Here is a 16,469-nt window from a genome sequence, read left to right as displayed (position 1 = left end):
AACTATGGGGCAGATGTTGCAATGTGTCTCGCCGATCGATGGATCGGTATTTGCGGAACGCGAGGTGCTGTCGCGGGAGGCTGCGTTTGAGGTCGCAGCGCGGGCGCGGGCGGCGCAGGGGGCCTGGGCAGCGCGACCGTTGCAGGAGCGGATTGATCTGGTGATGGCGGGCGTCGCTGCTGTCGGCGCGATGAATGATGAGATCGTTCCGGAACTCGCGCATATGATGGGCCGCCCGGTGCGCTATGGCGGCGAGTTTGGTGGCTTCAACGAACGTGCCAGCCATATGGCAAAGATCGCCGAGACGTCACTGGCCGATATTGCCGTGGGCGAGGATGAAACCTTCAAACGCTATATCAAACGTATTCCGCATGGGGTGGTCTTTGTAGTTGCCCCCTGGAACTATCCTTACATGACGGCGATCAACACGGTGGCGCCCGCGCTGATCGCGGGCAACACGGTTGTTCTGAAGCACGCAACCCAGACTTTGTTGGTTGGTGAGCGGATGGCGCAGGCGTTCCATTCGGCGGGGGTGCCCGAAGACGTGTTCCAGAATGTGTTCCTCAGCCACTACGTGACTAATGACCTAATCGCGGGTAACGCGTTCGATTTTGTGAACTTCACCGGTTCGGTCGGTGGCGGTCAGGCCATGGAGCGTGCGGCGGCGGGGACCTTTACGGGCGTGGGCACTGAACTGGGCGGCAAGGATCCGGGTTATGTCATGGACGACGCCGATCTGGACGCGGCGGTCGATACGTTGATCGACGGCGCGATGTTCAATTCGGGCCAGTGTTGCTGTGGGATCGAGCGGATTTACGTTCACGAAAGCCTGTATGATGACTTTGTCGCCAAGGCCGTTGAGATCGTGAAAGGCTACAAACTGGGCAATCCGCTGGACGCCGAAACAACCATTGGTCCGATGGCCAATGTGCGTTTCGCTGACGAGGTGCGCGCGCAGATTGCCGAAGCGGTTGAGGCCGGTGCGGTCGCGCATATTGAAGCCTTCCCCGAGGATGACGGCGGCGCGTATCTCACGCCACAGATCCTGACCAATGTCACCCATGATATGCGGGTGATGCGGGACGAAAGTTTTGGCCCGGTGGTGGGCATCATGAAAGTGTCCTCGGATGCTGAGGCCATCGCGCTGATGAATGACAGCGAGTTTGGTCTGACTGCCAGCCTCTGGACCCGCGATGTGGACCGCGCGGCGCGTGTAGGCGACCAGATCGAGACCGGCACAGTCTTCATGAACCGGGCCGACTATCTGGACCCTGGGCTGTGCTGGACCGGTTGCAAGAATACCGGACGCGGCGGTGGTCTTTCGGTCATCGGCTATCACAATCTCACCCGTCCAAAATCTTACCACCTGAAGAAGGTCACGGGCTAAGGACGACGGCCTGCTCGGGTCTGACCCCCTCGCCCGAGCAGGTCTCAAATCACAAAGGAAACCTGACATGTCACTTGTTGGAAACTGGTCCTATCCGACCGCAATCAAATTTGGTGCCGGGCGCATCAAGGAACTGCCCGCAGCCTGTGCCACAGCCGGGATGAAGAAACCCCTGTTGGTCACGGACAAGGGGTTGGCCGATCTGCCAATCACTGCGGCGACGCTGGATATCATGGAGGCGGCTGGTCTGGGCCGCGGTATATTCAGTGACGTGGACCCAAACCCGAATGAGAAAAACCTCGACGCAGGCGTTGCGGCATACAAGGCCGGTGGGCACGATGGTGTGATTGCCTTTGGCGGCGGCTCGGGGCTGGATCTGGGCAAGATGGTCGCCTTCATGTGCGGCCAGACGCGGCCCGTGTGGGACTTTGAGGATATCGGCGACTGGTGGACCCGTGCCGACGCGGATGCGATCGCGCCGATCATTGCGGTTCCGACGACTGCGGGGACCGGTTCCGAGGTTGGCCGCGCCAGCGTCATCACAAATTCCGAGACCCATGCCAAGAAGATCATTTTCCACCCCAAGGTGCTGCCGACGGTGGTGATCTGCGATCCTGAACTGACGGTTGGGATGCCCAAATTTATCACCGCAGGCACCGGTCTGGACGCCTTCGCGCATTGTGTCGAAGCCTATTCGAGCCCGCATTATCACCCGATGAGCCAAGGCATCGCACTGGAAGGTATGCGTTTGGTGAAAGAATATCTTCCGCGCGCCTACGCAGATGGCAGCGACATTGAGGCCCGCGCCCAGATGATGAGCGCTGCTGCCATGGGCGCAACTGCCTTCCAAAAAGGTCTTGGTGCGATCCACGCCATGAGCCACCCGGTCGGCGCGCACTTCAACACCCATCACGGCACCACCAATGCGGTCTGCATGCCCGCCGTCCTGGATTTCAATGCTCCCGCCATCGCAGATCGTTTCCAGCAGGCTGCCGCCTATCTGGGTATCAACGGAGGGTTCGATGGCTTCCGCGCCTTTGTGCAGGAATTCAACGACAGCCTCGGCATCCCGCGAAAGCTGGCAGACATTGGCGTTACCGAGACATCAATCCCAACGCTCGTCGAAGGCGCAATCATCGACCCGTCATGTGGCGGGAACCCGATTGAGTTGACCAAAGAAAACCTGACACAGCTGTTCAAAGCAGCGCTTTAATAATACGAGCGCCCGGCGGGGAACCTGCCGGGCGCGTTAAGAACTGTTCTGCGGGAACCGGATCAATGCCCGGTCAGCACCAGCGTGTTGACGGGCATCAGGATCAGGCGCAAACGCAAACCTGCCGCATGGACCACGCCAATTGTGTCGACCACGTGTAGGAAAGCAGCTTTCCAAAAGCCCAGATCCTCGTGTTCCAGACGGTCATGGTTGTCGGTGTAGACATTGGCCAGGCAGTTGCTGCCCGGAGGAAGGTCATCGGCCATACCTTTATACAGTGGCTCCATATAAACCAGAATCGAGCCGGGATTGGTGTTATTCTGCACATCCCGCAACTCATCTGATGGACGGATCTGGCCGGACGGTATGACATCCTGTACCTCGACCACTACAGTGGGAATTACGGTGAATGGCTTGGTCATGCAGCCCAACTCACCGATCATACCTGGTTTGATCACCTGAGCAGACAGCTGGTTGAAAGCAGCCTGAAAACGGTCATGTCCGGTATGCGACGGAACGAGGATGCCCGCAGGACGCAACAACGGGCTCACGTAATCACCAACTTGCAGGCTAAACTGCTCGACCCGACCGGTAACACCGGCGACAATCAGCGTTTTGTCCAACTCGGTCTGCGCGGCATCCAGCTGTGCAATGGCGCTGGCCAGTTGCGCGGGGATCAGCTCTTCGATCTGCTGTTCAACTGCCGCACGCCTGGATTCGGCCGCAACCACCTGCGCCTCACGCTCGGCAACAAGGTTTTCCAGTCGCTCGATCTCGGTCAGCCGGACAGCGCTTGAACCTTGGTCGCGCAGGGTCGTATTTCGTTCAAGATCGTCCAAGGACTGCGCCAAAGCCGCCTTGGCGCCGGCAATACCGGCATCAGCTTCGGCCAGATCAGTTTCAGCCACTTTCAGCGAGGCCTGAACCTGTGCGATCTGTGCATTTGCCGCCTGAACCTGTGCTGTCTGGCTGAAATCTTCGATCCTGAAAATCGGCTGGCCAGCGATCACCAGTTCGTTGTTCTTAACGAAAATTTCCGAAACACGGCCACCTAGCTGCGGCAGGATCGTCACGGTTCGAAAATAGGACGCTGCGGTTTTGCTGGCTGGGTGAAAATAAAACAGCGTGGTGATTACCGTCAGCGCCAGAATGGCACAGGTCGTAAGACCCCAGCGCAATTCGTACCACATGGTGAAAAGGGTGATCTCGTGACCGATACGTTTGCCCTGAACAAACCGGCGGAACAGATAATCGGGCAGCACCGTGATCAGGGCGCAAAGCAGGGTCTCAATCATGTGTTTTGTTCCTGAACGTCCGTGGATTCTGAAACGCCAGGGGTTGGCGCAGGTGCCTCGGGCACCGGTTCCGGAGCAATCGCACGTCCAAGAGAACGAATGGCATCGGCAATGTTTTTAAGCGGGGTTGCAAAATCCGGAAACTGGAACCCTGCGACTAGTACAGCGGCAATCCAGAATATCCCGTTATGAGTAAACAGGGCCAGCAGCGCCAGAATGCCCACCAACTGAAATTGCGGATGGTTGTTCTCGTGCGCCATTTTTTCCGGAACCGAATGAAGCGTCAGGTACCCAACACCGATCAGCACCACGAGAATGACAAAGAAGACGACCATAGCCGAAAAAAGGTAATCGCTTCCGTCAGCTGCGACGACGTATCGGGGAATGTGCCCAGTGGCCATTGGATGAAGATCTGCTGCGGTCACCTTGCCCTCCTGTTCGTTTTGATACTTCTTTGACCGGGTTGAAGCCCAAATTCAAGGCTGCATATATTTTGGAGAATCTTCGGAATGCCAAATGCTTGACCCAAAAAGCTAAATGAAACCCAGAAAACTTGTGGCGAACCTGCTGCGGAAGGAACACAAATAATGATCGATTTCCTCGTCATCGGGGGCGGAATTGCCGGGTTGAGCGCCGGAGCGCGCTTGTCGCAACATGGAACCGTGATGGTTTTAGAGGCCGAAGACGCCTTGGGGTATCACGCGTCGGGTCGCTCGGCAGCCCTGTTTGAAGAAAGCTATGGTCCGCCGTCCGTGGTGGCGCTGAACAGGGCTGGAGCGGAATTCCTGCGCACGCAAGACGGTGGGTACCTGACCCCGCGCGGACTGATGCTGATCGGTTCGTTTGACCAAAGCGAAGTTTTCGAAGCCGACCGCGTAGACCTGAACATGGAAAGAATTTCGATGGTTCAGGCGGTTTCGAGCGTTCCGATCCTGAACCCGGCCAAGGTGGGTTTCGCGGCAATCAGTGAAGCCGCATTTGACATCGATACTGATCGTCTGTTGCAGGATTTCGCGCGGACCATTCGCAAGAACGGTGGAACCGTTGCAACAAAAAGCAAAGTAACCGGCATTCGAAAAGAGCGGCATTGGCTGGTCGAGGCCGGGCAGATCTTCGAAGCCCGCAACCTGGTGAATGCGGCCGGTGCATGGGTGGACGAAATCGCCATGCTTGCCGGGGTACCACCTATCGGCATCTCTCCTCGCCGCCGATCAATGGCGCGGCTGCCCGCCCCCGGAGGCCATGATGTATCCGGATGGCCCATGATGCTGGGCACAGGCGAAACATGGTACGCCAAACCGGACGCGGGCAAGCTGCTTGTTTCGCCTGCCGAAGCCGACCCCGTACCACCTCAGGACGCCTATGCCGACGACATGGTGCTGGCCGAAGGTCTGGCGCGCTACGAAGAATTGATGACCGAGGCAGTAACACGGGTCGAAACGAACTGGGCCGGATTGCGCAGTTTCGCACCGGACGGAACCTTGGTGCTTGGGCCCGACCCGATTGACCCGTCGTTTATCTGGTCTGCGGGTCAAGGCGGGTATGGTTTCCAAACAGCACCAGCGGCTTCGCAGTTGTTGTGTGATCTGGTGGTTGGAAACACGCCGGTGCTGGATCCTGACAGTGTCAAGTCGCTGACCCCAAACAGGTTGAACAGATGATCAAACGCTATCTACCGCCCTCTGCGAGTGTCGCCAACGTGGGGGAGGATGGTAAACTTGTTGCCCCGGCAGCAACTCGGAACTCCGATGCGCTTTGTGCGGTGCTACAAGACTGGGCACCGCGCCGCGGGCACGCACTGGAGATTGCAAGCGGAACCGGTCAGCATGTCTGTGCGTTTGCTGATTTGCTGCCCGATCTGACGTGGCATCCCACCGAACCTGACCCTGAACGCCGCAATAGCATCGACGCCTATGCCAGCGCCTTACCCAACGTGGCAAGCGCCGAACATCTGGACGCAACGAATTCGGGCTGGCATGCGCGCTTCCCATCGCAGGACCTGATCGTCTTGATCAACCTGATACATTTGATCAGTTGGCAGGATACCAGAACCATTTTCGCCGAAATCGCTCAGTCCCTGACTGAAAACGGGAGGTTCGTTTTGTACGGCCCATTCAAACGCTCGGGCCAATTGACAAGCGACGGGGACAAAAGGTTTCACGAGGCTCTGATCGGACAAGATCCCGACATTGGCTACAAGAACGACAAAGATATGCTTGGCCTGTTCCAGCAGGTAGGGTTGCGCGTGCTGAAAACCATCGACATGCCCGCAAATAACCTTGCATTTGTTTCCGAGCGCCCTGCCAACTGATCGAGATCAAGGTCAACTTACCACTGCCCGCACATATTCCCGTTATCTTATATGAAAAAGGCACTCAAAATGGCTTGGCAAGAAAAGCTCTCGGCAACTCGTACAAGTTTGCGCAATCTCAACGGGGCCATTCCCGACACGTCGCGCGCATTCGGCGCACTTGGGAAGGCTGTGAAGGAAGGCGGAACGCTCGACTATAAAACAAAGGAATTTATAGCGTTGGGCATGTCGGTGTCGCTCCGCTGCGAGCCCTGCATTACCCTGCACACCGACGCGTTGGTCAAAGCAGGCGCAACACGCGAAGAGGTGTCCGACGTTTTGGGTATGGCCATTCAGATGGGTGGTGGACCAGCCATGATGTATGCTGCCAAGGCGTTGGAATGTTTCGACGAACTATCCGCGTAACCAACAGAAAAGGCCCCGGAAATTCCGGGGCCTTAGATTGATCAACCGTCCTTGCGGATGGTTTCGTTTTTCGGATCATAGGGGCTGTCGCATGTCACGACAGCATCCCACAGCTTGTCCTGCATCTTGACCTTCAGCTTGGTGCCTTCGACTGCCAGATCAGGCTTCACATAGCCCATCCCGATCGACTTCTCGAACGCGACAGAATAGCCGCCCGAGGTCAGACGGCCTACACGCTCGCCTTCTGGCGTGTACAGCGCCTCGCGGCCCCACGGGTCAGCATCGGCTGGACCGTCGATCAACAAGGTGCAGCACTTGGCGCGCACACCGGTCTCCTCCAGCTTGGCCTTGCCGTGGAAGTCCTTGGACAGGTCGACAAAGCGCGGCAGGTCGGCTTCCAACGGGGTCGCATCGCGGCCCAGTTCGGTGCCAAAGGCGCGGTAAGATTTCTCCTGACGCAGCCAGTTCTGGGCACGGGCACCAACCAGCTTCATGCCGTGCTTCTCACCGGCCTTTTCCAGCAAATCGAACAGGTAGTTCTGCATCTCGATCGGATGGTGCAGTTCCCAGCCCAGCTCACCGGTATAGGCCACGCGGATCGCGTTGACCGGGCACATGCCCAGCTCGATCTGACGGGCCGACAGCCACGGGAAGCGTTTGTTGGACAGCGCGGTTTCCGGGTCGGCGTCCTTGATGACTTCTTTCAGAACATCACGCGACTTGGGTCCGGCTATAGCGAAGACGCCCCATTGCGTGGTCACGTCCTGGATTTCGATGTAACCGAACTCCCCCATCTTGTCCTCGGCTGCTTTACGCAGGTAGTCGGCGTCGTACTCGGTCCATGCACCGGCAGAGACGATGTAGTAGTTGTTCTCGCCATTGCGGACGATGGTGTATTCGGTGCGGGTGGTCCCGTGCGAGGTCAGCGCGTAGGTCAGGTTGATACGACCGACCTTAGGCAGCTTGTTGCAGGTGAACCAATCCAAGAATTGGGTGGCACCGGGGCCTTTGACGACATGCTTGGTGAAGGCCGACGCGTCGATCAGGCCAACACCTTCGCGGATCGCTTTGGCTTCTTCGACGGCGTACTGCCACCAGCCGCCACGACGGAACGAGCGTGCTTCCTTGTCGAAATTCTCGGGCGCGTCCAGCGGGCCGAAATAGTTCGGGCGTTCCCAGCCATTCACCCAGCCGAATTGAGCACCGCGTGCTTTCTGGCGATCATAGGCCGGAACGGTGCGCAGCGGACGGCAGGCTTCACGCTCTTCATCCGGGTGGTGCAGGATGTAGACATGCTCATAGCATTCTTCATTCTTACGCGCCGCGAACTCGGTGGTCATCCAGTTGCTGCTGTAACGCTTGGGGTCCAGCGAGGCCATGTCGATCTCGGCTTCGCCATCGACCATCATCTGTGCCAGATAATAGCCGGTCCCGCCCGCAGCGGTGATGCCAAAGCTGAAACCTTCGGCCAGCCACATGTTACGCAAACCCGGAGCCGGACCAACCAGCGGATTGCCATCCGGTGTATAGCAGATCGGGCCGTTGAAATCATCCTTCAGGCCGGATTCGGCACAGGACGGCACGCGCTCGGCCATTGCCATGTACTGCTCGGCGATCCGGTCCAGATCCAGCGGGAACAGGTCGGCGCGAAAGCTGTCCGGCACACCGAATTCGAACTGCGCGGGGGCGCCGTGTTCATAGATACCCAGAATCCAGCCACCGCGTTCTTCACGCGCATAGGATTCGTTGTCGGCATCGCGGACAACGGGGTGCTCGGGGTTGCCTGCTTCGCGCCATTTGACCAACTCGGGGTCTTTGTCCATGACGATAAAGGTATGTTCCACCGGGATGGCAGGCATCTTGATGCCCAGCATCTTGGCGGTGCGCTGCGCGTGGTTGCCCGACGCGGTCACAACATGTTCGGCGGTGATCACGACCTGCTCGTCGGAAGGCACCAGGTTGCCGCCCTTTTCAACCATCTTGGTGCAGGTCACTTCCCAGTGCGTGCCGTTCCAGTGGAACGCGTCAGCCTGCATCTTGCGCACGATCTCAACCCCGCGCTGGCGGGCCCCCTTGGCCATCGCCTGGGTCACATCGGCAGGGTTAATATAACCGTCCTCGGTGTGATAGATCGCGCCCTTCAGATCCGATGTCTCGATCAGCGGCCAGCGTTCCTTGATCTGGTCCGGGGTCAGCCATTCGTATTTCACATCACAGGTTTCGGCGGTCGAGGCATAGAGCATGTATTCGTCCATACGCTCTTGCGTCTGTGCCATGCGCAGGTTGCCCACAACCGCGAAGCCTGCATTCAGGCCAGTTTCTTCCTCAAGCGTCTTGTAGAAATCCACCGAATACTTGTGGATATGGGTCGTCGCATAGGACATGTTGAACAGCGGCAACAGGCCCGCGGCGTGCCAGGTGGACCCGGACGTCAGCTCGTCCCGTTCGATCAACATCACATCGTCCCAGCCTGCTTTGGCCAGGTGATAGGCAATCGAGGTCCCAACGGCGCCGCCGCCTACGACCAATGCTTTGACTTGGGTTTTCATAACCGGGCGTCTCCCCTTGAAATCAGTTGACACCATATGGCGTACTTAAGGGGGATAGCGCGACATTCATCCGACCAGTGATATGAAAAAAACGACCCGAATATCGAAAGCGGGTCGCATTTCATTCGCCGCACCGCTGCCCTCAACCACTGGAGCGACAGCGTTTGCTTGTTCCGACCGAGACGCAGACCATTTTGCCAATTTCTTCCGAGGGATTCTTCACCGCCGGTTCCCGTGATGGCGAAGCCTGCGCCTCTGCCGCGAACCAGCCGTCAGAAAGACCGACACGCGAGGATACCGAGGCAAGATATTCCTTCATGCCCAGACCATTTTCCGATGCTTTTGCTTGCTGAACATAGTCCAACCCTGCAACGGCCAACCCGCAGATGGCTACAAACCTCGCCAGATATTTTGCGCTCATGTCGCCCATCCTCTGTCCTCAACCCCGTGAAACCAGAACATGTGGACGTTTTGAGGGCGTAAACACGGAACAGAGGCGAATACGGCTACGTGTCGTCCGACAAGATCTTGCCAGGATTCATGATGTTGTCTGGGTCCAGCGCGGCCTTGATCGCTGCCATGTACCGCGTGGCGGCGCCCAGTTCCCTGGTCAGATAAGGCCGCTTTCCCTGCCCGATGCCATGTTCACCGGTACATGTGCCTTCCATGGATATCGCCATGTCGTTCAGCCAGCCGACAAACGCCTCGGCCTTGGCAACTTCTTCAACGTTTTCCATGTCGATCAGCAGCAGCGTATGGAAATTGCCGTCCCCCACATGGCCCACGATGGGCGCCAACAAGCCGAGGCCAGCAGCTTTTTTCTGCGTTTCGGTCACACACTCGGCCAAACGCGAGATCGGTACGCAGACATCGGTCGAGATGCCCCGCGCACCGGGGCGCAATTGCAGACACGCCCAATACATATCGTGCCGTGCCTGCCAAAGTTTGTTCCGTTCTTCGGTGGTCGAAGTTGCTGCAAAATCTGTGCCACCAAACTCTTCGGCGATCTGACCAAAGGTTTCAGCCTGCTCTACGGCACCGCTTTCCGAGCCGTGAAATTCCAGCAACAACAATGGTGTATCCGGCAGACTCAGCCCGGAATAGGCGTTGGCGGCCTGAACCGACAACTCGTCCAGCAACTCGATCCGGGCAACCGGGATGCCGTACTGAATTGTCATCATCACCGCACGGCACGCGGCGTCAACGGTCGGAAAGGAACACCGGGCCGAACTGATCGCTTCGGGGATACCCTGCAACCGCAATGTCAGCTCGGTGATGATTCCCAACGTGCCTTCCGCCCCGATCAGAAGACGGGCCAGATCATAGCCGGCTGAAGATTTCTTGGCCCGGTGCCCGGTACGAATGATCTGACCGTCTGGCATTACGGCTTCAAGGCTGAGAACGTTGTCTTTCATCGTCCCATAGCGCACTGCATTGGTGCCCGACGCGCGGGTAGCGGCCATCCCACCCAGCGACGCATTCGCCCCGGGATCAATCGGAAAGAACAGGCCCAGATCGCGCAAGTGTTTATTCAACGCTTCGCGCGTGACACCGGGCTGCACGACACAATCCAGATCCTCGGCATGAACTGCAAGCACACTGTCCATCTGTGTCAGATCGACCGAGATTCCCCCCGCCGGCGCATTTACATGCCCTTCCAGCGATGTTCCTGTTCCGAACGGGATCACTGGCACCCGGTGCGCCGCACAAGTTTTGACGATGTCCGAAACCTCTTGCGTCGAATGCGGGAAAACCACGGCATCGGGGCTTTGGTTTTCGATCCAGGTCGTGGTGTGCCCGTGTTGTTCACGGACAGCGGCACCCGTTTGCAACCTGTCGCCAAAGCGCTGCTTGAGAATGCCTATTACGGTTTCAATACCAGCTTCATTCCTTGGTAATACGGTTGCCTGTACCATTGTCATCCTCCCCAGCCCCAAAAACGTTTTGGGCCTTTCAGCCTATGACTAAAAGGCCCGTTAAAAGCAGGCAATCCCCACAAATACCGAGGGCCTATTCGCCCAGCGCAATCCCTTCGCGGCGCGGGTCGGCACCACCGCTCAGCCTGTCACCGATTTCGATGGCGTGCAGCCCCGAAGTCAGGTCGCGCGCGTTGACTTCGAAACCCAGCTGAGCAAGCGCGTCCGTAAATCCTTCTGCCAAAGTCGCAACCTCGACATCATATGTTCCGAACCGGTTGACCAGATGAGGCAGGGAAACCGCTTGCTGCACATCCATTCCCCAATCGGCCCAGGCGATGATGGACTTGGCGACATAGCCGATAATCCGGCTGCCGCCCGGAGACCCGATAGCCAGAACCGGCTCACCATCCTGCAACACGATAGTCGGGCTCATGGATGAGCGCGGACGCTTGCCGGGCTCCAGCCGGTTGGCAATCGGCACGCCGTCGCTGTGTGTCTTGAACGAGAAATCTGTAAGCTCGTTGTTCAGCAGGAACCCGTTTGTCATCAGGCGCGACCCAAAACCATTCTCGATCGTCGTCGTCATCGACAACACATTGCCATAGCTGTCCACGATCGAGATATGCGAGGTTGACGGCAGTTCCAGCGACACGTCGTCAGCCCAAATCAAAGCATGGTCAAATTCCGGTTTACCCGGTGCAACCTCGGACAAGGCCACTTCGCTTTCCAGCAACGCCGCCCGCTGGGACAAGTAACCCGGATCAACCAGCCCCATGGTGGGCATGGGTATGAAATCGCTATCGGCCATGTACCGCCCACGATCCGCAAAGGCGAGGCGCGAAGCATCGCCGATCAGGCGCCATGCCTCGGCACTTTCGGCGCCCATTGCTGCAAGATCATAGCTGTTCAGCATCCCCAGAATCTGCCCGACGGTCAGGGCACCCGACGACGGCGGGCCCATGCCGCAAACATCGTAGGCGCGGTAATCGGCACAGACCGGTTCACGTTCGATCACCTGGTAGAGCGCCAGATCCGCCCCCGCAAGAACGCCGGGATTTCCGGGGGCGTTTCGGACTGTTCGCACAATATCCGCAGCGATCTCACCTCCGTAAAACCCCGCAACGCCATCGCTGGCCAACACGCGCAATGTTTCGGCATAGTCGGGGTTCATCAAACGCTGTCCCTGCTGCAACGGCTGACCATCAGGCAGGAAATATGCGGCTGTTTCCGGAAAGCGCGACAGGCGGTCAGCATCGTTTTCAACAAGGCTGGCCAGACGCGGGGACACCAGAAACCCTTCATCCGCCAATCGGATGCCATCGGCAAACAACCCGGGCCAGGACGCGCGCCCCCATCTTCGGTGCGCCTCTTCCAGCAGTGCAGGCGTACCCGGTGTACCCACCGACAATCCGCCCACCACCGCATCGAAGAATTTCAGCGGCTCGCCGTTTTCGTCCTGAAAGAGCGTCGGGGTTGCGGCAAGCGGTGCTGTTTCGCGGCCGTCCAGCGTCGTCATTTGCCCGCTGGCCGCGTCGTACCAAACCAGAAACGCACCCCCGCCCAGACCAGAGGATTGCGGCTCGACCAGCCCCAGCACGACCTGCACGGCCACCATCGCATCCGCGGCAGACCCGCCCGCGCGCAGCACTTTGGCCCCGGCCTCCACCGCCAGCGGATTGGCCGCAGCTATCATCCAGTTTTCGGATGTGACCGGAACTCCCTCAAGCTTGGCTTCGAGGGCCGCAATAACCTCGTCGGTCATCGCCTGAACCTGCCCTTCTGTCGCGGCTTCGGGTGCAACAGCATCGGCTGTTTCCTGCGCGAACCCCGGTGTCGAAATAGTAAGTGCGGTAGTAAACAACAGTGCTGAAACATGTCTCATCTGTTCTAACCCTCCAATACAATCTTTATTTTCAATCCTGTAAGGATTTTGCCCCCTCTGCAATGATCAGGCATGGCAGCGTGTTATCACAGCGAAGTTTCGCCATATCCGCTATGGTTCGGTTTCTTCGGCGCGACGATCCTGATCATAGCGGGTCATTCCGGTGAATTCGGGCAGCCACGCCTCGCGCCGGGTGGTCCAGCATTCATATGTCGGTGTGAATTGGTCAGGCGCATCAAGGCTCCCCAAATGCACTTCGACTTCGGCACCGCTTCGGGCAAATACCGGAGATCCGCAATCAGGGCAAAAGTACCGGTCGGAATAGCTTTTTGCCTTGCCGATTATCCTAACCGCATCCGCCGGGAAAATGGCTGCCGCATAGAACAACGCGCCATGGTGTTTGCGGCAGTCCAGACAATGACAAATCCCGACGCGAAGAGGACGGCCCGCGGCCTTGACGCGCAGATTTCCACAGCGGCATCCCCCTTCAAACACGCCCATCCATGATCCTTTCCGACGCGTCAGAGCATCGCAGGCACAACCTGATCCGGTGGGCGGTGGCCATCTTCGAAGGTTTTGATGTTGATGATGACCTTTTCACCCATCTCAACCCGGCCCTCCAACGTGGCCGACCCCATATGCGGCAGTAGAACCACGTTGGGCAATTGCCGCAAGCGCGGGTTCACACTGGTTCCCTGTTCGTAGACATCCAGCCCCGCGCCCGCAATTTCCCCCGTACGGATCATCCGGGTCAAAGCGTTCTCGTCAATAACCTCACCCCGCGAAGTATTTACGATCACTGCCGAGGGTTTCATTAGCTTCAGGCGGCGCGCGTTCATCAGGTGGAAGGTCGACGGCGTCGATGGACAGTTGATCGATATCACATCCATACGCGCCACCATCTGATCCAGACTTTCCCAATAGGTCGCCTCCAGTTCTTGCTCAATCTCTGGGCGCAATCGGCGGCGGTTGTGATAATGGATCTGCATACCAAACGCCTTGGCGCGGCGGGCCACGGCCTGTCCGATCCGGCCCATACCCAGAATTCCCAGTCGCCGCCCGCCAATGCGACCACCCAGAAACGCGGTGGGTGCCCACCCGGTCCAGTCGCCTTGCTGCATGACGCTCAACCCTTCGGGAATGCGCCGTGTGACAGCGAGAATCAGGGCCATGGTCATATCTGCCGTGTCGTCGGTCAGCACACCGGGCGTGTTGGACACCAATATGCCGCGCTGCCGCGCCGTCGCCACATCGATATTGTCGACACCAGCCCCGTAATTGGCGATCAGCCGCAACTTTTCACCCGCCTGACCCAATAGCCCGCCATCAATGGTATCGGTCACCGTGGGCACCAGCACATCGGCATCCTGCACCGCTGCTACTAATTCCTCACGCGTCATTGGGGTGTCGTCGTCGCGCAGGCGCACGTTAAACAATTCGCTTAACCGGGTTTCTACTGCCTCAGGCAACCGTCGCGTAACAACAACACTTAAACGTTCTCTTGGCACCTCGGCTCTCCCACTGCTTTGCAAACGGACGCGCGCCATGGCATCGTGGCGCAGGATAAGGCGGGGCACAAGAACCCCAATGGCATTGAGTCGACCTTTTTTCAAAACCGGATCAACAGGCATAAGAGCGGGCAGTCAGTGAGTGGCATTCTACCTGTAAAACGCCGATCTCTGGCGGCAGTTTCCGTATTTCTGGTCATGTTCGGTGTCTGTGCCGCACATGCCGAGGTAAAACGCGGTTCGGTCACCAACCTACCCCTGCCCCGCTATGTTTCGATGAAGGCAGCCGAAGGCAACGTGCGACGCGGACCATCCCTAACCCACCGAATCGACTGGGTATTCAAACGGCGCGGCATGCCGCTGCAGGTCACCGCCGAATACGGAAACTGGCGCAAGGTTCAGGACCGCGACGGCGCGGGTGGCTGGGTTCACTATGCCTTGTTGTCTGGCGTTCGAACGGTGCTGATCGAATCCGAGATGCTGCCTGTTTATGCCCGCCCCGATCTAGCCTCGCCCGTGAACGCTCATTTCGAGACCGGAGTAGTGGCGCGCCTTGGAACCTGTTCGCAGGACTGGTGCCGGATCACCGCTGGCGGATACCGTGGCTGGACATTGAAATCGAACCTTTGGGGCGTCGATCCTTCCGAAATTCGGGAATAGGCGAAAGACTAATTCCGGTATCCGCGGTTGCGCATCGCCCTGAAAAAGCGCGACAAGGTGTTTGAGTTACCGGCCCAATCGCCGCTTAACTCGACCTAAATGGAGGACGCTATGCGCGCAGTCACTTATTCAGCCTTCGGAGACGCTGTCGATGTCTTGCGTATACAGGATATTCCCCTGATCCAGCCTGAACCAGGTGAAGTCACGGTCGAGTTGTCCTATTCCGGCGTAAACCCCTCGGATATCAAGGCCCGTGCGGGAACCCGGCCGGGTGTCACGGAACCCCCGTTTCCGCTGATCGTTCCGCACAGCGACGGGGCTGGAGTCATCACAGCGGTTGGCGATGGAGTACCCGCGGCGCGGATTGGCCGGCGCGTGTGGATTTGGAACGGGCAATGGCAGCGCGCATTTGGTACAGCTGCCAGCCACATCACCCTGCCCGAATCTCAGGCTGTCGAACTGCCCGAGACAGTGTCACTTGAAACCGGGGCAATTCTTGGAATTCCGGGCCTAACCGCAAGCCATGCGGTGTTCTCGGGCGGCGCACCGGGCGGGCAAACCATATTGATCCATGGCGGGGCGGGCACCGTCGGGTATCTGGCTGTGCAGCTTGCCAAATGGGCCGGAGCCAAAGTGATCGCAACGGCCAGCGCCCGCAACTTTGACCGGGTCAAGGCAGCTGGTGCGGATGTCGTGCTCGACTACACCGGTGAACACCTTTCGGATCAGATCCTCGATGCAAATGATGGGCATGCAATCGGTCGAATCGTCGATGTCGAATTTGGACAGAACCTTGCCACCAACATTGCCGTCATCGCCGAAAACGGCCGTATCAACGCATATGGATCTGCCCGGAATATGACACCTGTCTTTCCCTTTGGACCCATGATGTTCAAGGCCGTGACGCTCGAAGCGGTTCTGATCTACCTGCTGCCCGCGGACTTGCGCGCCACCGCAATAAAGACATTACACAAGGCACTGACTGATGGCGCACTGATCTGCCCCGTTCACAAGGTCTTTACGTTGGAAGAATGCGCTGCGGCCCATGCGCTGGTACAAGAAGGCAACCGTACCGGAGCGGTGTTGATCGATACCAAATGAGGGGCCTTCAAAAAAAATTTACGGCGCTCGCTTTTTTTGCAAAACGCTCTTGAACCCTGCCATCAACAATCGTAGATAGCCGCTCACCGTTGGGGTGTAGCCAAGTGGTAAGGCAGCGGTTTTTGGTACCGTGTATCGTAGGTTCGAATCCTACCACCCCAGCCAGATCATCAGAACATAGAACGACGACAGGATCTTGGGTCACCGATACCCGAGGAATGCCCCCGTTTATGCCCCAG

The 16,469-nt window shown here is 58.2% G+C and carries 15 protein-coding genes and 1 tRNA gene; 8 read left to right on the top strand and 8 right to left on the bottom strand.

The window, feature by feature from the left end; all coding sequences use genetic code 11:
• Positions 1-4 precede the first annotated feature (4 nt).
• A complete protein-coding gene (locus ACR0NZ_RS00080; RefSeq protein WP_480516126.1) occupies positions 5-1,387 on the top strand; it encodes an aldehyde dehydrogenase family protein in 1,383 nt (460 codons plus the stop codon).
• Positions 1,388-1,454: 67 nt separating this feature from the next.
• Positions 1,455-2,600: an iron-containing alcohol dehydrogenase gene (locus ACR0NZ_RS00075; protein ID WP_480516124.1), complete on the top strand. Its 1,146-nt coding sequence runs from the start codon at positions 1,455-1,457 to the stop codon at positions 2,598-2,600.
• 62 nt (positions 2,601-2,662) lie between these two features.
• Here ACR0NZ_RS00075 and ACR0NZ_RS00070 read toward each other — a convergent pair whose 3' ends face one another.
• Together ACR0NZ_RS00070 and ACR0NZ_RS00065 are read right to left on the bottom strand one after the other, a co-directional pair.
• A complete protein-coding gene (locus tag ACR0NZ_RS00070) occupies positions 2,663-3,895 on the bottom strand; it encodes an HlyD family secretion protein (RefSeq protein WP_480516122.1) in 1,233 nt (410 codons plus the stop codon).
• Positions 3,892-4,296: a hypothetical protein gene (locus ACR0NZ_RS00065; protein ID WP_480476916.1), complete on the bottom strand. Its 405-nt coding sequence runs from the start codon at positions 4,294-4,296 to the stop codon at positions 3,892-3,894. The genes ACR0NZ_RS00070 and ACR0NZ_RS00065 overlap by 4 nt, the downstream gene beginning before the upstream one ends.
• A gap of 186 nt (positions 4,297-4,482) precedes the next feature.
• Between ACR0NZ_RS00065 and ACR0NZ_RS00060 the strand changes: the two genes are divergently transcribed.
• From ACR0NZ_RS00060 to ACR0NZ_RS00050, 3 genes are all read left to right on the top strand, one after another.
• Positions 4,483-5,556, top strand: coding sequence for an NAD(P)/FAD-dependent oxidoreductase (locus tag ACR0NZ_RS00060; RefSeq protein ID WP_480516120.1), 1,074 nt, complete (start codon positions 4,483-4,485; stop codon positions 5,554-5,556).
• The gene (locus ACR0NZ_RS00055) at positions 5,553-6,206 is read left to right on the top strand and encodes a DUF938 domain-containing protein (RefSeq protein WP_480475690.1); all 654 of its coding nucleotides are present in this window, start codon (positions 5,553-5,555) and stop codon (positions 6,204-6,206) included. Before ACR0NZ_RS00060 ends, ACR0NZ_RS00055 begins: the two co-directional genes overlap by 4 nt.
• A 69-nt stretch (positions 6,207-6,275) precedes the next feature.
• Positions 6,276-6,611: a carboxymuconolactone decarboxylase family protein gene (locus tag ACR0NZ_RS00050; RefSeq protein WP_209504659.1), complete on the top strand. Its 336-nt coding sequence runs from the start codon at positions 6,276-6,278 to the stop codon at positions 6,609-6,611.
• Between the two features lie 41 nt (positions 6,612-6,652).
• On the opposite strand, the gene ACR0NZ_RS00045 is transcribed toward ACR0NZ_RS00050, so the two are convergent.
• From ACR0NZ_RS00045 to ACR0NZ_RS00020, 6 genes are all read right to left on the bottom strand, one after another.
• Positions 6,653-9,160: a GcvT family protein gene (locus tag ACR0NZ_RS00045; RefSeq protein WP_480516118.1), complete on the bottom strand. Its 2,508-nt coding sequence runs from the start codon at positions 9,158-9,160 to the stop codon at positions 6,653-6,655.
• A gap of 142 nt (positions 9,161-9,302) precedes the next feature.
• Positions 9,303-9,581, bottom strand: coding sequence for a hypothetical protein (locus tag ACR0NZ_RS00040; protein ID WP_480516116.1), 279 nt, complete (start codon positions 9,579-9,581; stop codon positions 9,303-9,305).
• An 85-nt stretch (positions 9,582-9,666) separates the two neighbouring features.
• A complete protein-coding gene (locus tag ACR0NZ_RS00035) occupies positions 9,667-11,076 on the bottom strand; it encodes an FAD-binding oxidoreductase (protein WP_480516114.1) in 1,410 nt (469 codons plus the stop codon).
• 94 nt (positions 11,077-11,170) lie between these two features.
• Entirely contained in the window at positions 11,171-12,961 is a 1,791-nt protein-coding gene (gene ggt / locus ACR0NZ_RS00030) for a gamma-glutamyltransferase (RefSeq protein WP_480516112.1), read from the bottom strand.
• 111 nt (positions 12,962-13,072) lie between these two features.
• On the bottom strand, positions 13,073-13,462 hold the full coding sequence (locus tag ACR0NZ_RS00025) for a GFA family protein (RefSeq protein ID WP_480516110.1): 390 nt from the start codon (positions 13,460-13,462) through the stop codon (positions 13,073-13,075).
• Positions 13,463-13,482: 20 nt separating this feature from the next.
• The gene (locus ACR0NZ_RS00020) at positions 13,483-14,469 is read right to left on the bottom strand and encodes a 2-hydroxyacid dehydrogenase (RefSeq protein ID WP_480476914.1); all 987 of its coding nucleotides are present in this window, start codon (positions 14,467-14,469) and stop codon (positions 13,483-13,485) included.
• A gap of 198 nt (positions 14,470-14,667) precedes the next feature.
• Between ACR0NZ_RS00020 and ACR0NZ_RS00015 the strand changes: the two genes are divergently transcribed.
• The 3 genes from ACR0NZ_RS00015 to ACR0NZ_RS00005 all read left to right on the top strand — a co-directional run bounded on the left by ACR0NZ_RS00015 (position 14,668) and on the right by ACR0NZ_RS00005 (position 16,395).
• On the top strand, positions 14,668-15,129 hold the full coding sequence (locus tag ACR0NZ_RS00015) for an SH3 domain-containing protein (RefSeq protein ID WP_480476912.1): 462 nt from the start codon (positions 14,668-14,670) through the stop codon (positions 15,127-15,129).
• 111 nt (positions 15,130-15,240) lie between these two features.
• Positions 15,241-16,230, top strand: coding sequence for an NADPH:quinone reductase (locus ACR0NZ_RS00010; protein WP_480475677.1), 990 nt, complete (start codon positions 15,241-15,243; stop codon positions 16,228-16,230).
• Between the two features lie 90 nt (positions 16,231-16,320).
• A tRNA-Gln gene (locus ACR0NZ_RS00005) sits at positions 16,321-16,395 on the top strand.
• Positions 16,396-16,469: the final 74 nt, after the last annotated feature.

It is taken from the genome of Ruegeria sp. AE3 (assembly GCF_056542225.1).
This window is presented reverse-complemented; position numbering and strand designations above follow the sequence as displayed.

Excerpts from the sequence above, each read along its gene's own strand:
- ACR0NZ_RS00080 (WP_480516126.1), top strand. The coding sequence starts at position 5 with ATGGGGCAGATGTTGCAATGTGTCTCGCCGATCGATGGATCGGTATTT.
- ACR0NZ_RS00075 (WP_480516124.1), top strand. The coding sequence starts at position 1,455 with ATGTCACTTGTTGGAAACTGGTCCTATCCGACCGCAATCAAATTTGGT.
- ACR0NZ_RS00070 (WP_480516122.1), bottom strand. The coding sequence starts at position 3,895 with ATGATTGAGACCCTGCTTTGCGCCCTGATCACGGTGCTGCCCGATTAT.
- ACR0NZ_RS00065 (WP_480476916.1), bottom strand. The coding sequence starts at position 4,296 with ATGGCCACTGGGCACATTCCCCGATACGTCGTCGCAGCTGACGGAAGC.
- ACR0NZ_RS00060 (WP_480516120.1), top strand. The coding sequence starts at position 4,483 with ATGATCGATTTCCTCGTCATCGGGGGCGGAATTGCCGGGTTGAGCGCC.
- ACR0NZ_RS00055 (WP_480475690.1), top strand. The coding sequence starts at position 5,553 with ATGATCAAACGCTATCTACCGCCCTCTGCGAGTGTCGCCAACGTGGGG.
- ACR0NZ_RS00050 (WP_209504659.1), top strand. The coding sequence starts at position 6,276 with ATGGCTTGGCAAGAAAAGCTCTCGGCAACTCGTACAAGTTTGCGCAAT.
- ACR0NZ_RS00045 (WP_480516118.1), bottom strand. The coding sequence starts at position 9,160 with ATGAAAACCCAAGTCAAAGCATTGGTCGTAGGCGGCGGCGCCGTTGGG.
- ACR0NZ_RS00040 (WP_480516116.1), bottom strand. The coding sequence starts at position 9,581 with ATGAGCGCAAAATATCTGGCGAGGTTTGTAGCCATCTGCGGGTTGGCC.
- ACR0NZ_RS00035 (WP_480516114.1), bottom strand. The coding sequence starts at position 11,076 with ATGGTACAGGCAACCGTATTACCAAGGAATGAAGCTGGTATTGAAACC.
- ggt (WP_480516112.1), bottom strand. The coding sequence starts at position 12,961 with ATGAGACATGTTTCAGCACTGTTGTTTACTACCGCACTTACTATTTCG.
- ACR0NZ_RS00025 (WP_480516110.1), bottom strand. The coding sequence starts at position 13,462 with ATGGGCGTGTTTGAAGGGGGATGCCGCTGTGGAAATCTGCGCGTCAAG.
- ACR0NZ_RS00015 (WP_480476912.1), top strand. The coding sequence starts at position 14,668 with ATGTTCGGTGTCTGTGCCGCACATGCCGAGGTAAAACGCGGTTCGGTC.
- ACR0NZ_RS00010 (WP_480475677.1), top strand. The coding sequence starts at position 15,241 with ATGCGCGCAGTCACTTATTCAGCCTTCGGAGACGCTGTCGATGTCTTG.